Here is a 12,342-nt window from a genome sequence, read left to right as displayed (position 1 = left end):
CAGTGCCAGCATCGCGGCGTCGGTCAATGGAGCAGGGCGCATGACATCGGATCTGCCTTCGGGCGTGTGGCTGCTGGGTCTGGCCATCGGGCTGGCGCTCTTGTGGGCGCTGTGGACCGCCTGGTCCGGCGGTTGGCTGAAGCGCTGGCTGGGAGACTGGGGCAAGCAGGCGAGCCAGCAGTTCGTGCAGCCACGGCCCGAGGTGGAGCCACCACGCGAGCAGCGCGCCCACCCCGCCGACGCAGCCGGCCCGAAGCACCCGCAGGGCCATGCCGCCAAGCCGCCGCCGCACCGCAGCGGCCAGCGCCACGGCTGATCAGCTGCCGTCGAACAGGTCTTCGCGCAGGCCCTTGAAGGGCGCGTAGAAGGCGCGCAACTGCGCGATGTCGGCCTCGGCATCCCCGGTGGGCCAGAACAGCGGCCCCAGGCCGACACGGCGGCTGCCGAAGTCCAGGTAGGACGGCAGGATGGGCAGCTGCGCCCCCTGGGCGATGCGGTAGAAGCCCGTCTTCCACTCCCGCACGCGGCTGCGCGTGCCCTCGGGGGCGATCACCAGCTGCAAGGGGCCCTCGGCTGCGCGCACCGCCTGCACGGCGGCCTCCACCTGATTGCCGCGCTGCTCGCCGCGCTGTACCGCAATGCCACCCAGCCAACGCATCAGCGGGCCCCAGGGGAACTTGAAGATGCTGGCCTTGCCCATCCAGTGCACGTCCATGCGCAGCGCAAAGGCCGCCAGCAGCATATAGGGCAGGTCCCAGTTGCTGGTGTGCGGGGCGGCAATCAGCACGCAGCGTTGCGCCTCGGGTGGCAGTTCGCCCTCGATGCGCCAGCCCTTGACGCGAAAGAACCAGCGCGCAAACGTCCGCATCGGCGGCTGCAGCCAGGCGGTGTTGAAGATGGTGGACGGCAGTTTCATGGCGCCAGTGTCGGTGGCCGCGCGGGGCTTGACCAGGGCTGGCAAGATGCCGGCTTCCCCTGCAGAGAGCTCCCATGGGCAACCGACTCACACAGATCGCCACCCGCACCGGTGACGATGGCACCACCGGCCTGGGCGATGGCCGCCGCGTTCCCAAGACCCATCTGCGCATTGCCGCCATGGGCGATGTGGACGAACTCAATTCCCAGCTCGGCCTGCTGCTGTGCGAGCCCCTGCCCGAGGCGGTGCGCGAACTGCTGGTCGTCATCCAGCACGAGCTCTTCAATCTGGGCGGCGAGCTTTCCATGCCGGGCTACAGCCTGCTGAAGATTGAAGCCGTCAGCGCGCTGGACCAGGCGCTGGAGGTACACAACGCCGCCCTGCCGCGCCTGAAGGAATTCATCCTGCCCGCCGGCACCCGCAGTGCCGCGCTGGCCCATGTGGCCCGCACCATCGCCCGCCGCGCCGAACGCGCCGTGGTGGCCCTGGCCGAAGGCGAAGAGGGTGTGAACGCCGCACCGCGTCAGTACCTGAACCGGCTCTCCGACCTGATGTTCGTGCTGGCCCGGGTGCTGAACCGCGCCAATCTCGACGGCCTGGGCGGCGACGACGTCTACTGGAAGAGCGAGCGCCTGGCGCGCAACGAGGCGGAAGACTCTTGAGCCCCTTTGCCGAACTGGGCCTGCAGCCCGCGCTGGTGCACGCCGCCCGCCAGGCCGAGTTGGACGAACCCACGCCGGTGCAGGCCGCCGCCATCCCGGCCGTGCTGGCCGGGCGCGACCTGCTGGCCCTGGCCGAGACCGGCTCGGGCAAGACCGCCGCCTATGCCCTACCCCTGCTGCAGCGCCTGCTGCAGACGCCAGCCGGCCGCCACCCGCGCGCCCTCGTGCTGGCGCCCACGCGCGAGCTGGCGGTGCAGATCGCCGACACCCTGCGCGAACTGGCCGCCGCATTGCCGCAGCGCATCCGTGTGGCCCTGCTGTTCGGCGGCGTGTCCATCAACCCGCAGCTGATGGGCCTGCGCGGCGGATGCGATTGCGTGGTCGCCACGCCCGGGCGTTTGCTCGACGTCATCGACCACAACGGCCTGAGCCTGGAGGCGGTGCAGACCTTGGTGCTGGACGAGGCCGACCGCCTGATGGCCAGCGGCTTTGCCGATGAATGGCAGGCCACCGAGGCCCTGCTGCCGCGCCCGCGCCAGAACCTGCTCGTCAGCGCCACGCTGCCCAGCACCCTGCAATCCATTGCCGACGCCCTGCTGCAGAACCCGCTGCGCGTGGACCTGGCCGCCCTGCCCACACTGCTAACCCAGCGCGCCATCCAGGTGGACGCCGCCCAGCGCGGCCCGCTGCTGCGCCATCTGCTGAAGAACGAGGACTGGCCACGCGCCATGGTCTTCGTCGCCAGCCGCCATGGCGCCGAACATGTGGCCGACAAGCTGCTGCAAAACGGCTTCCAGGCAGCCGCCCTGCATGGCGAACTCAGCCAAGGTGCGCGCCGCGACCTGCTGGCCGCTCTGAAGAGCAACAAGCTGCACGTGCTGGTCTGCACCGATCTGGCCGCCCGCGGCCTGCATGTGCCGGGCCTTTCCGCCGTCATCAACTTCGACCTGCCCCGTGCCGCGGCCGATTACACCCACCGCATCGGCCGTGCCGGTCGCATGGGTCAGGCAGGGGTAGCCATCAGCTTCATCTGCGCCGACAGCCCCACCAACGCCGAATCGCACTTCCGCCTGATCGAGAAGCGCCAGGGCCAGCGCGTGGCGCGCGAACAGATTCCCGGCTTCGAACCTCAGGCCGTGGCCAGTGAGGCCACCGCCAGCGGCGGCATCAAGGGCAAGCGGCCGAGCAAGAAGGACAAGCTGCGCGCAGCGGGGCTGCGCTAAAGCTGAGCAACGGCCGAGCGCAGGCGCTCGGCAAAGGCCTGCGCCAGTTCAGCCGGCGCCAGCACCTGCACCTGGCCGGCATGGCGCAGCAGGTCCATCAGCAGCTCGGTCTTGTCCACATAGGGCAGGCGCAGCGTCAGGCTGCCGTCGGCGGCGCGCTCGGCCTGCTGCTTGGGGTGCCATTCCTCGTGCGCCACCCAGGCCGCAGCCTCGGGGCTGAAGCGCAACTCAGCCCATTGCTCGGTGCCACCGGCAAAGATGCCGTAGCCCCGGTCCAGCTCGGCTTCCAGGGTTTTGAGCGGCAGGCGCTGCGCCTTGGCTTCCAGCAGCTTGGCCGAGGCCATTGCGTCCAGCGCAAAGCGGCGCAGGCCGGCGCTGCGGTGGCACCAGGCATCCAGGTACCAGGCGTGGCGGTAATGCACCAAGCGCTGGGGTGAAAGTTCGCGAACGTCGAGCCGGCTGCCCTGCGCGCCGCCACTGCGCTTGCGGTAGCCGATCTCCAGCCGCAGGCCCTTGAGCACGGCGCTGCACACCAGCTCGAAATGCGCAGTGTTGCTGCGCCGGCGTGCGGTGCTGATGAGCTTGATGCGGCGCTGCAGCTCGCGTGCCGCCGCTTCATCCAAGCCCAGCATGGCGTGGATGCGCTCGAACACCGGCGCCAGGTGGCGGCCCAGCAGCTCGCCCTCGTCCAGGCCTTCCAGCATCTGGTGCAGCGTGAGCAGCGCGTGCAGCTCGTGTTCGCTGAGCCAGACCCCGGGCAGCTCGTGCTTGGTACCGCGCCAGCTTTCGGCCCCAAAGCGGTAGCCGTTCGACTGCGCGTCGTACTCGATCGGCGCGTTCAGGCGCTCGCGCAGGTATTGCAGATCGCGCTTCAGCGTGGCGCGCGAGACCTCCAGTTCGGCCAGCAGCGTGTCAATGTGCACGCAGCCGCGCGAACGGATCAGCATCTCGATCTTGTAAAAGCGCTCGGTTCGGTCCATTGTTCAGGGTAAGTGCTGATCTGGAAATTTGTCCAGTATCGCAGGTGGCTCACGTATTGAGCTACTTGGTTGCCAGACTGTTCGACATCGACCCTTGTTGGAGACCGTCATGCACAAGCCCAATGCCCTGCGCCGCGTTCTGGCCGCCGAGCCGCAGACCGATCTGCTGTTCGAAGACAGCGCCCTGCCGGTGCTGCCGCTGCCGCGCAGCGCCGAGGCGGTCTCCGACCCGGCCGGCTGGCAGCTGGGTTTCGACCATGCGCTCCACCATGTGGCCCTGCCGGCCGCGCACCTGCACCCGGCCTCGCCACTGTTCCAGGGCTTTCATGCCGCCCTGCAAACCCACAGCTTGCCGCGCCAGCGCGAAGTGGCCGCCGGCACCCGCGCCTGGCTGGGCCTGCGCCTGCAGGCCTGGCAGGAGGGCCTGCCCTTCGAAGACCAGCTGCTGACCCCGCATTACCTGCGCCAGCTGCGCCGCAGCCATTGCCCGGTCAGCCGCGCGGCCCTGCAAGATGAACTGAACCACCCGCAGCAACGCGTCTGGGCGCGCCTGCGCCAGGATCTCGGATATGCCGCCGGCCATCTGGTGCAACTGGGCCGCACGGCAGCGCAGGCCCTGGCCGGCCGCTCGGCACGCCAGCTGCAGGCCACGGCCGAACGCCTGGCTACCCAGGGCGGCAGCGAGGCCGGCCTGGACGGCGCCGCCTGGGCCCGCCTGGCCGCACTGGTGCGCCTGGTGACGCCGCACGATGCCGCGCCCAGCCCCCTGCCGGTGCTGCCCCCGAACCGCCTGCGCCTGCTGAACCCCCAGCAGGCCCTGCAGGCCTGGGTGGGCCGTCAGCTGGCCCTGGAGGGCTGGGCCGCGCGCGGCACCGCCCTGCACGACGCCCTGCCCGGCGTGGCCGCCCGCCAGGCCGCCCATGGCCTTTGGGCCGCGCTGGCGCCCCACGCGCTGCGCCTGCCACAGCTCCAGGGCATGGAGTTGCTGTGGCGCCTGGAGGATGTGTGGTGCGATGAGCGCGTGCAGCGCCGCTGGGTGCAGCTGCTGCAGCTGCTGCAAGGGGTGGATCTGGAGGCCCTGCTCTTGAAGCTGCCGGCGCCGGCCGGCTGCCATGTGGAGCACCACGCCGAGGCGGGTGCCACCGAGGGTTGGGTCGAGCTGCACTGAGAGGAGAGCGCTCCCCAGCCGGGTCCCGCGAGACGGGCCCCTGCTCGGTGGCGGCTCAGCCGGGCAGCCCCTCACTCAGGCGCTCAATGCGCCCGTCTTGGGCCTGCAAACCAATGTGATAGCCCTGGCGCATATAGAACTGGGCCCAGCTTTCCGCCGCGGCACGGTTGGGCAGCCAGGGGGCGGATTTATCCACCACCATGCGCATGCCCTTGCGCTCATAGAAGACCAGTTTCCACATCCCATCGGGACGTGCGGTGCCAAGACGGTTTCCCATAGCCGTTTCGTTATCAGGGCCGGGAATCTATCAAAAGGTAACGAGCCCAGCCGCCCGCTGGGTCATGTCGCTCATAACAAGATTTCGCCCAGTGCCAAAGACTTGGCATGGGCGCGCGCCGCCCGTGGCCATTGGGCGAAGGGCAGGGCCTGCAAACGGTCCGCCAGCGCGAAGGTAACGGGCGCTCCGCCGAGCTCACCACCCAGGTGGTGCACGATGTCCTGGCGCATCTGCAGCCACAGCAGGGCGGTGGTCATGGCATCGGCCAGGGCCCGGTGGGCGCGGCCCTGGGGCTGCAGTGCGTGAAAGGCGGCCAGGGTGCCGAGCTTGCAGTTGGCCGCCTGGGGGTAGAGCCGGCGCGCCAGCTTCACGGTGCACAGCCGTGCCGGTTCCGCATGGTCCGGGCAATCAGCGCGCAGCATCTCGTCGCGCCAGAACTGCGCGTCAAAGCCGACGTTGTGGGCAATCAGCGGGCAGGGTGGCTGGCGCTCGGCCAGTTCGCGCATCACCGTGGCGGCCGGGTTGGCCGTTTCCAGCATGCGGTTGCTGATGCCGGTGAGGCGCTCGATGAAGGGCGGGATCGGCACGCCCGTGTGCATCAGGCTGCTGTACTGGTCCACCAGCTCGTCCCCGCGCACCCACACCACCGCCACCTCGGTGGCCCGCGCGCCTTGCTTGGGGGACATGCCGGTGGTTTCGAAGTCCACCACCGCCAGCAGCTCCTTGTCGCTCCAACTCACGGTGCCGGGTACTTCTGGGCGTTGCGCTTGAGCTTGGCCTCGCAGGCGGCTTCCAGGTCGATGCCGGTTTCGCGGGCCAGATGCAGCAGATACATCAGCACATCGGCCATTTCCTCGGCCACCTGGGTGCGGCCGGGCTCCGCGTCCGTCAGCTGGCGTGCCTGTTCAGGGTCCAGCCACTGGTAGCACTCCACCAGCTCGGCCACCTCCACGCTCAGCGCCATCGCGATGTTCTTGGGGTTCAGATAGGGCGGCCACTCGCGATCGGCGGCAAAGGCAAGCAGGCGTTGCTGCCAGGCTGAAAGGTCCATGGGCTCGGGAAGTGATCAGAAAAACAGGGGACGGGCGGCGGGAGGAGGAGAAGTTCTGCCTTTGGTATTCACATGCAGTTTTAGATTTTTAAATTGGTGGTGGTAGTAGAGGCGCGCCGAAACTGTGGACAAGTCAAAAAACCGAATGGTGACAAGCGTTTGAGGCGGTTTTGAGGCTGTGGGCGGAGGGCCTGCGCCGCTGCACCCGAAACGACAACAACTTGGCCAAACGGCCCCGGCCTGTGGATAAGCCCCCTCTTGTTCTTCAGCCATCCACAGGCTTGTCCCGGCCGGCCGTTTCCAGCTTGGGGGCGACCTCGAAAACCGGCAGTTGCGGCCGGTTCGGCTCGGCTTCGGCCAAGGGCTGCACCTCGCGCAGCGATTCCAGGCAGCGTTTCGTCAGCTGTTGATAAGTGGCGGTGCCGGCCGCCTTCCAGGCGATTTCCTCGGCCCGCAGCGGCCGCAGCACCTTGGCCGGGCTGCCGACGATCAGATGTTCGGCCGGCAGTTGCTGCCCGGCGGCCACAAAGGCATGCGCGGCCACGATGGCGCGCGCGCCCAGCACCACCTCGTCCATCAGCACCGCGTTCATGCCCACCAGCGCGCCCTCGCCCACGCGGCAGCCGTGCAGGATGGCGCCATGGCCCACATGGCCGTCGCGCTCCACCACGCAGAGCTTGCGCGGGAAGCCGTGCAGCACGCAGCAGTCCTGCACATTCGCGCCCTCGTGGATCTCGATGCGGCCGAAGTCGCCACGCAGGCTGGCGTTCGGGCCGATGTAGGCGCCGGGGCCGATGTGCACGTCGCCGATCAGCACCGCCGTGGGGTGCACATGGGCGCTGGGGTGGACGACGGGAATCACGCCGTCAATGGCATAGCAGGGCATGGGGTTTCCTGATGGCGGTCAAACAAGCAGACCGTATGATCGACCGACCGGTCGGTCAGGTGCTTTTTGCAGCGGTTTGGCGCAGCAGCAAGCATCGCACCGTCCACAGCCCATCCACCTGTTGTCCCGCCCGTGCGCAAAGGCTTTGCACAGCCTTGTCCACAGGCTTCCGGAGCCCCCCTCATGGCCGAGCCGCAGATCCTGATCGAGCGCGAAGAGAACATCGCCATCCTGCGTTTGAACCGCCCGCAGGCGCTGAACGCCTTCACCGCGGACATGCTGGTGCAGATCCGCGAGGCGCTGGACCGGCTGGGTGCGGATGTGGGCGTGCGCGCCATCCTGATCACCGGCGAGGGCCGGGGCTTTTGCGCCGGGCAAGACCTGAGCGACCCCTTCGTGGCACCGAACCCGGGCGGCAAGCCCAAGGACATCGGCCACCTGATCGACCACTACTACATCCCCATGGCCTTGGCGCTGCGCGACTGCCGCGTGCCCACCGTCTGCGCCGTCAATGGCGTGGCCGCCGGTGCCGGCATGAGCCTGGCCATGGGTTGTGATCTGGTCTATGCCAGCGATGCCGCGGTCTTCGTGCTGGGCTTCAACAAGATCGGCCTGATCCCCGACTGCGGCGCCACCTGGCTGCTGCCGCGCCTGGTGGGTCGCGCCAAGGCGATGGAAATGGCGCTGCTCGGCGACAAGCTCAGCGCCACCGACGCCGAACTGCTGGGCCTGGTGGCCCGCACCGTGCAGGCCGAGCAGCTCTTTGGCGCCGCCAAGGCCGCCGCCCTGCGCCTGGCCAGTCTGCCCACCCGCGCCCTGGTGGAAACGCGCCGCCTGTTCGACGCCGCCCAGCGCAGCGAATTCGAGCCCGCGCTGCGTGCCGAAAGCCGCGCCCAAAGCCAGCTCGGCTTTGCGCACGACTACTCCGAAGGCGTGGCCGCCTTCATGCAAAAGCGCCCGCCCCAGTTCGATGACCGCTGAACAACTGGCCCAAGCCGTGGCCGAGGCCATGTGGGCGCAGGACCGCGCCTCGCAGGCCCTGGGCATGCAGCTCGAAGCCGTCGGCCCCGGCACGGCGCGGCTGTCCATGCCCATCCGCGCCGACATGCTGAACGGCTTTGCGCTCTGCCATGGCGGGCTCATCGGCACCCTGGCCGATTCCGCCTTCGCCTTTGCCTGCAACAGCGGCAATGCGCTCACCGTGGCCTCGGGCTATGCCATCGACATCGTGGCCGGCGCGCGCGAGGGCGATGTGCTCACCGCCCATGCCCAGCGCAAGGCCGCCACCGGCCGCACCGGCCTGTACGACGTGCAGGTGCGCAACCAGCGCGACGAACTGATCGCCGAATTCCGCGGCCGCGCCTATCGCCTGAAGGACCGCCGTGTTGTTCCCGAATTACCCGTGTCAGGAGACTGATCCATGTACACCCAATCGCTGAGCCTGGAGCAGGAAAAGCAGCTGGCCGTGGCCACCGCCGAGGAGCAGGCCAAAGAGGCGGCCTTTCAGGCGCGCATCGACGCCGGCGACTACATCGAGCCCAAGGACTGGATGCCTAGCTCTTACCGCAAGACCCTGGTGCGCCAGATCAGCCAGCACGCGCATTCCGAGATCGTCGGCATGCTGCCCGAGGGCAACTGGATCAGCCGCGCGCCCACGCTCAAGCGCAAGGCCATCCTGCTGGCCAAGGTGCAGGACGAGGGTGGCCACGGCCTCTACCTCTACGCCGCTGCCGAAACGCTGGGCACCTCTCGAGACCAGATGCTCGACGCCCTGCACACCGGCAAGGCCAAGTACAGCTCCATCTTCAACTACCCCACCGTCACCTGGGCGGATGTGGGCGTGATCGGCTGGCTGGTGGATGGCGCGGCCATCATGAACCAGGTGCCGTTGTGCCGCTGCAGCTACGGGCCGTACGCCCGCGCCATGATCCGCGTCTGCCGCGAAGAAAGCTTCCACCAGCGCCAGGGCTACGAGAGCCTGCTGGTGATGATGCAAAACGGCACCGAAGCCCAGAAGGCCATGGTGCAGGACGCCGTGAACCGCTGGTGGTGGCCCTCTCTGATGATGTTCGGCCCGCCCGATTCGGACAGCCTGCACAGCGAACAGAGCATGCGCTGGGGCATCAAGCGCAACAGCAACGACGAGCTGCGCCAGAAGTTCGTGGACGCCACCGTCGACCAGGCCAAGGTGCTCGGCATCAGCCTGCCCGACCCCGAGCTGAAGTGGAACGAAGAACGCGGCCATTGGGATTTCGGCCCCATCAACTGGGACGAGTTCTGGCGCGTGGTGGGCGGCGATGGCCCCTGCAACCGCGAACGCCTGGCCACGCGCGTGCGCGCCTGGGACGAAGGCGAATGGGTGCGCGAGGCCGCGCTGGCCCATGCCCGCAAGCAACACACCGCAAAGGAAGCCGCATGAGCATGAACACCAACGAATGGCCGCTGTGGGAAGTCTTTGTGCGCGCCAAGAGCGGCCTGGACCACAAGCACTGCGGCAGCCTGCACGCCCCCGATAGCGCGATGGCCGTGCAGATGGCCCGTGAGGTCTACACCCGCCGCCAGGAAGGCGTGTCGATCTGGGTGGTGAAGAGCGAGCACATCGTGGCCAGCGACCCCGGTGAGAAGGGTCAGCTCTTCGACCCCGCCGACGACAAGGTCTACCGCCATCCGACCTTCTACAAGCTGCCGGCCTCGGTCGATCACATGTGATGGGTGCGATGAAGCTCTCCAACACCCACACCCAGCGCTACCTGCTGCGCATCGCCGATGCCGCGCTGATCCTCAGCCAGCGCAACAGCGAGTGGTGCGGCCATGGCCCCATCCTGGAAGAGGACCTGGCCCAGGCCAATATGGCGCTGGACCTGCTGGGCCAGGCGCGCGCGCTGCTCACGCATGCCGGCGCCGCCGATGGCCTGGACGAAGACCAGCTCGCCATGCTGCGTCTGGAGCACCAGTTCCTGAACCCGGTGCTGTTCGAACTGCCGCACGCGGTGGACGGCCGCCGCCCAGGCGACTTCGCCTTCACCGTGGTGCGCAACTTCCTCACTGCCGCCTGGTTCAACCTGCTGTGGACCAAGCTGCTGGACAGCTGCGATACCGAGCTGGCCGCCATCGCCGAGAAGTCGCTCAAGGAAGCCCGCTACCACCTCCAGCACAGCGCCGACTGGTGCGTGCGCTTGGGCGACGGCACGGCCGATTCCCAGGTCCGCATGCAGGCCGCGCTGGAGCGCGCCTGGCCTTACTTGGGCGAGCTGTTTGAAGGCGACGAGGTGGACGCCGCCGCCGAGGCCGAGAAGCTGGGCCCGAGCTGGGCCAGCCTGCAAGCCGAGTGGCGCGCCCTGGTGGAACCCGTGCTGGCCCAGGCCACGCTGAAACTCCCCAAGGACCGCCCGAACGCCCACCGCGGCCGCCACGGCGCGCACAGCGAGCACCTCGGCCATCTGCTGAGCGATCTGCAATACCTGCAGCGCGCCTACCCGGGCGGCACCTGGTGATGAATCTGGTGCGCAGCCGTCGCGACGAAGCCTGGGCCGTCCTGCAGACCGTGCTGGACCCCGAGGTGCCGGCGCTCTCGCTGGTCGAGCTCGGCATCGTGCGCGAGCTGCGCGAGGACGCCGACGGTGGCTTCACCGTGGTGCTGACACCCACCTACAGCGGCTGCCCGGCCACCGAGCTGATCGAGACCGAGGTGCGCACCGCGCTGCAGGACTTCCAGCCCCTGCGCATCGAACAGCGCCGCAGCCCGGCCTGGACGACCGACTGGATCGGCCCCGAGGCACGCGAGAAGCTGCGCCAGTACGGCATCGCTCCGCCCAGTGGCACGGCTGCCGTCACCCAGCCGCTGCGCCTTCACGAGTCCATCCCTTGCCCGCGCTGCGGCTCAGCGAAAAGCGAACGCCTCTCCGCCTTCGGCTCCACCGCCTGCAAGGCGCTCTACCGCTGCACCGCCTGCCGCGAACCCTTCGAGTACTTCAAACCGATATGACTGATCACGCGAAGCGCATTCTTTGGCGGACCGAGCGCCGGGCCGCTCCCAAGCCGGTCCGCACCCCCTCGGGGGGTCGGTCGTCGTCCACGGCGACCGGGGGGTTGCAATGACTAGCCTGCACTTTCATGAGCTGCGCGTGGCAGCCGTCGAGCCCGATACCGACGAGGCGGTCATCGTCCGCTTCGACGTGCCGGCCGAGTTGCGTGAGGTCTTCCAATTCACCCAGGGCCAATACCTGACCCTGCGCGCATCGGTGAACGGCGAGGACCTGCGTCGCAGCTACTCGATCTGCGCCGGCCTCGACGACGGCCTGCTGCGCGTGGGCGTGCGCAAGGTGGCGGGCGGCAAGTTCTCCCACTGGGTCAACAGCCAGCTCAAGGCGGGTGACGTGATCCAGGTCTTCCCGCCCCAGGGTCGCTTCTTCGTGCCGCTGGCACCCGCTGAAGCGCGCCACTACCTGGGCGTGGCCGGCGGCTCGGGCATCACGCCCATCCTGTCCATCATGAAGACCGTGCTGGCGCGTGAACCCAAGAGCCGCTTCACGCTGCTGTACGGCAACCGCCGCGTCAACTCGACCATGTTCAAGGACGAGATTGCCGACCTCAAGGACCGCTACACCGGCCGCCTGGCCCTCCACGCCGTGTTCAGCGACGAGGCAGTCGAGTCCGACCTCTTCGCAGGCGTGCTGAACCGCGACAAGGTCGCCGCCTTCCTCAACACCCTGGTGCCGCCGGCCAGCATCTCGCACGCCTTCATCTGTGGCCCCTTCCAGATGAACGACGAGGCCGAGGCCGCGCTGCGCGCCGCCGGCGTGGCCGAGGAACGCATCCATATCGAGCGCTTCGGCACGCCCGAGATGCAGCAGGGCAAACCCGCACCGCACGAACTCAAGCCCGGCGACGCCGCCCAGGCCCAGGTCACCGTGATCCGCGACGGCTTCACCCGCGTCATCGAGGTGCTGGCCTCCGACCCCAGCCTGCTCGATGCTGCCGCCCGTGTCGGCATGGACGTGCCCTACTCCTGCAAGAGCGGCGTGTGCTCCACCTGCCGCTGCAAGGTGCTGGAGGGCGAGGTGCGCATGGACCGCAACTTCGCGCTGGAGAAGCATGAGCTGGCGGCGGGCTTCGTGCTGGCGTGTCAGGCGCATGCGTTGACGCCGAAGGTGACGCTCAGTTTTGATGAGCGCTGAGC

17 protein-coding genes are annotated in these 12,342 nt (G+C 68.6%); 11 read left to right on the top strand and 6 right to left on the bottom strand.

What is annotated here, in order from left to right:
• The first annotated feature begins 40 nt into the window (after positions 1 to 40).
• Entirely contained in the window at positions 41 to 316 is a 276-nt protein-coding gene (locus I7X39_RS21180) for a hypothetical protein (RefSeq protein WP_198113311.1), read from the top strand.
• On the opposite strand, the gene I7X39_RS21175 is transcribed toward I7X39_RS21180, so the two are convergent.
• Positions 317 to 916, bottom strand: coding sequence for a lysophospholipid acyltransferase family protein (locus I7X39_RS21175; RefSeq protein WP_310739955.1), 600 nt, complete (start codon positions 914 to 916; stop codon positions 317 to 319).
• Between the two features lie 74 nt (positions 917 to 990).
• Between I7X39_RS21175 and I7X39_RS21170 the strand changes: the two genes are divergently transcribed.
• Together I7X39_RS21170 and I7X39_RS21165 are read left to right on the top strand one after the other, a co-directional pair.
• Positions 991 to 1,578, top strand: a complete 588-nt coding sequence (locus I7X39_RS21170; protein WP_198113309.1) for a cob(I)yrinic acid a,c-diamide adenosyltransferase — start codon at positions 991 to 993, stop codon at positions 1,576 to 1,578.
• Positions 1,575 to 2,801 (top strand): DEAD/DEAH box helicase, encoded by a 1,227-nt coding sequence (locus I7X39_RS21165; RefSeq protein WP_198113308.1) that lies wholly within the window; start codon positions 1,575 to 1,577, stop codon positions 2,799 to 2,801. Before I7X39_RS21170 ends, I7X39_RS21165 begins: the two co-directional genes overlap by 4 nt.
• On the opposite strand, the gene I7X39_RS21160 is transcribed toward I7X39_RS21165, so the two are convergent.
• Positions 2,798 to 3,781 (bottom strand): helix-turn-helix transcriptional regulator, encoded by a 984-nt coding sequence (locus I7X39_RS21160; RefSeq protein ID WP_198113306.1) that lies wholly within the window; start codon positions 3,779 to 3,781, stop codon positions 2,798 to 2,800. The two genes, I7X39_RS21165 and I7X39_RS21160, sit on opposite strands and share 4 nt — an antisense overlap.
• Before the next feature lie 109 nt (positions 3,782 to 3,890).
• Between I7X39_RS21160 and I7X39_RS21155 the strand changes: the two genes are divergently transcribed.
• Positions 3,891 to 4,949, top strand: a complete 1,059-nt coding sequence (locus I7X39_RS21155; RefSeq protein ID WP_198113304.1) for a hypothetical protein — start codon at positions 3,891 to 3,893, stop codon at positions 4,947 to 4,949.
• Positions 4,950 to 5,004: 55 nt separating this feature from the next.
• Here I7X39_RS21155 and I7X39_RS21150 read toward each other — a convergent pair whose 3' ends face one another.
• From I7X39_RS21150 to I7X39_RS21135, 4 genes are all read right to left on the bottom strand, one after another.
• On the bottom strand, positions 5,005 to 5,190 hold the full coding sequence (locus I7X39_RS21150; RefSeq protein ID WP_198113302.1) for a hypothetical protein: 186 nt from the start codon (positions 5,188 to 5,190) through the stop codon (positions 5,005 to 5,007).
• Positions 5,191 to 5,297: 107 nt separating this feature from the next.
• Positions 5,298 to 5,966, bottom strand: coding sequence for a 3'-5' exonuclease (locus I7X39_RS21145; RefSeq protein WP_310739954.1), 669 nt, complete (start codon positions 5,964 to 5,966; stop codon positions 5,298 to 5,300).
• Positions 5,963 to 6,277 carry a nucleotide pyrophosphohydrolase gene (locus I7X39_RS21140; RefSeq protein WP_198113300.1) on the bottom strand — a complete coding sequence of 105 codons (315 nt, stop codon included), beginning with the start codon at positions 6,275 to 6,277 and terminating at the stop codon, positions 5,963 to 5,965. Before I7X39_RS21140 ends, I7X39_RS21145 begins: the two co-directional genes overlap by 4 nt.
• Positions 6,278 to 6,542: 265 nt before the next feature.
• A complete protein-coding gene (locus I7X39_RS21135; protein ID WP_198113299.1) occupies positions 6,543 to 7,163 on the bottom strand; it encodes a phenylacetic acid degradation protein PaaY in 621 nt (206 codons plus the stop codon).
• 183 nt (positions 7,164 to 7,346) lie between these two features.
• Here I7X39_RS21135 and I7X39_RS21130 point away from each other — a divergent pair, with 183 nt between their 5' ends.
• The 7 genes from I7X39_RS21130 to paaE all read left to right on the top strand — a co-directional run bounded on the left by I7X39_RS21130 (position 7,347) and on the right by paaE (position 12,340).
• Positions 7,347 to 8,144, top strand: coding sequence for an enoyl-CoA hydratase-related protein (locus I7X39_RS21130; RefSeq protein ID WP_198113297.1), 798 nt, complete (start codon positions 7,347 to 7,349; stop codon positions 8,142 to 8,144).
• A complete protein-coding gene (paaI, locus tag I7X39_RS21125; RefSeq protein ID WP_198113295.1) occupies positions 8,134 to 8,580 on the top strand; it encodes a hydroxyphenylacetyl-CoA thioesterase PaaI in 447 nt (148 codons plus the stop codon). The genes I7X39_RS21130 and paaI overlap by 11 nt, the downstream gene beginning before the upstream one ends.
• 3 nt (positions 8,581 to 8,583) lie before the next feature.
• Positions 8,584 to 9,582 carry a 1,2-phenylacetyl-CoA epoxidase subunit PaaA gene (gene paaA, locus I7X39_RS21120; RefSeq protein ID WP_198113293.1) on the top strand — a complete coding sequence of 333 codons (999 nt, stop codon included), beginning with the start codon at positions 8,584 to 8,586 and terminating at the stop codon, positions 9,580 to 9,582.
• On the top strand, positions 9,579 to 9,872 hold the full coding sequence (gene paaB, locus I7X39_RS21115) for a 1,2-phenylacetyl-CoA epoxidase subunit PaaB (protein WP_198113291.1): 294 nt from the start codon (positions 9,579 to 9,581) through the stop codon (positions 9,870 to 9,872). The genes paaA and paaB overlap by 4 nt, the downstream gene beginning before the upstream one ends.
• Positions 9,872 to 10,657 (top strand): 1,2-phenylacetyl-CoA epoxidase subunit PaaC, encoded by a 786-nt coding sequence (paaC, locus tag I7X39_RS21110; protein WP_198113289.1) that lies wholly within the window; start codon positions 9,872 to 9,874, stop codon positions 10,655 to 10,657. The genes paaB and paaC overlap by 1 nt, the downstream gene beginning before the upstream one ends.
• The gene (gene paaD / locus I7X39_RS21105) at positions 10,657 to 11,148 is read left to right on the top strand and encodes a 1,2-phenylacetyl-CoA epoxidase subunit PaaD (RefSeq protein ID WP_198113287.1); all 492 of its coding nucleotides are present in this window, start codon (positions 10,657 to 10,659) and stop codon (positions 11,146 to 11,148) included. The genes paaC and paaD overlap by 1 nt, the downstream gene beginning before the upstream one ends.
• A 109-nt stretch (positions 11,149 to 11,257) precedes the next feature.
• On the top strand, positions 11,258 to 12,340 hold the full coding sequence (gene paaE, locus I7X39_RS21100; protein ID WP_198113285.1) for a 1,2-phenylacetyl-CoA epoxidase subunit PaaE: 1,083 nt from the start codon (positions 11,258 to 11,260) through the stop codon (positions 12,338 to 12,340).
• Positions 12,341 to 12,342 lie beyond the last annotated feature (2 nt).

Source organism: Inhella proteolytica (assembly GCF_016093275.1).
Classification (GTDB): domain Bacteria; phylum Pseudomonadota; class Gammaproteobacteria; order Burkholderiales; family Burkholderiaceae_C; genus Inhella; species Inhella proteolytica.
Note: the sequence above shows the minus strand (reverse complement) of the source record. Positions and strands in the feature narration are given on the sequence as shown.

Coding starts and splice junctions, on each gene's coding strand:
- I7X39_RS21140 (WP_198113300.1), bottom strand. CDS start 6,277: ATGGACCTTTCAGCCTGGCAGCAACGCCTGCTTGCCTTTGCCGCCGAT.
- I7X39_RS21170 (WP_198113309.1), top strand. CDS start 991: ATGGGCAACCGACTCACACAGATCGCCACCCGCACCGGTGACGATGGC.
- I7X39_RS21160 (WP_198113306.1), bottom strand. CDS start 3,781: ATGGACCGAACCGAGCGCTTTTACAAGATCGAGATGCTGATCCGTTCG.
- paaI (WP_198113295.1), top strand. CDS start 8,134: ATGACCGCTGAACAACTGGCCCAAGCCGTGGCCGAGGCCATGTGGGCG.
- I7X39_RS21135 (WP_198113299.1), bottom strand. CDS start 7,163: ATGCCCTGCTATGCCATTGACGGCGTGATTCCCGTCGTCCACCCCAGC.
- paaA (WP_198113293.1), top strand. CDS start 8,584: ATGTACACCCAATCGCTGAGCCTGGAGCAGGAAAAGCAGCTGGCCGTG.
- I7X39_RS21175 (WP_310739955.1), bottom strand. CDS start 916: ATGAAACTGCCGTCCACCATCTTCAACACCGCCTGGCTGCAGCCGCCG.
- I7X39_RS21155 (WP_198113304.1), top strand. CDS start 3,891: ATGCACAAGCCCAATGCCCTGCGCCGCGTTCTGGCCGCCGAGCCGCAG.
- paaD (WP_198113287.1), top strand. CDS start 10,657: ATGAATCTGGTGCGCAGCCGTCGCGACGAAGCCTGGGCCGTCCTGCAG.
- I7X39_RS21150 (WP_198113302.1), bottom strand. CDS start 5,190: ATGTGGAAACTGGTCTTCTATGAGCGCAAGGGCATGCGCATGGTGGTG.
- I7X39_RS21130 (WP_198113297.1), top strand. CDS start 7,347: ATGGCCGAGCCGCAGATCCTGATCGAGCGCGAAGAGAACATCGCCATC.
- paaC (WP_198113289.1), top strand. CDS start 9,872: ATGGGTGCGATGAAGCTCTCCAACACCCACACCCAGCGCTACCTGCTG.
- paaE (WP_198113285.1), top strand. CDS start 11,258: ATGACTAGCCTGCACTTTCATGAGCTGCGCGTGGCAGCCGTCGAGCCC.
- I7X39_RS21180 (WP_198113311.1), top strand. CDS start 41: ATGACATCGGATCTGCCTTCGGGCGTGTGGCTGCTGGGTCTGGCCATC.
- paaB (WP_198113291.1), top strand. CDS start 9,579: ATGAGCATGAACACCAACGAATGGCCGCTGTGGGAAGTCTTTGTGCGC.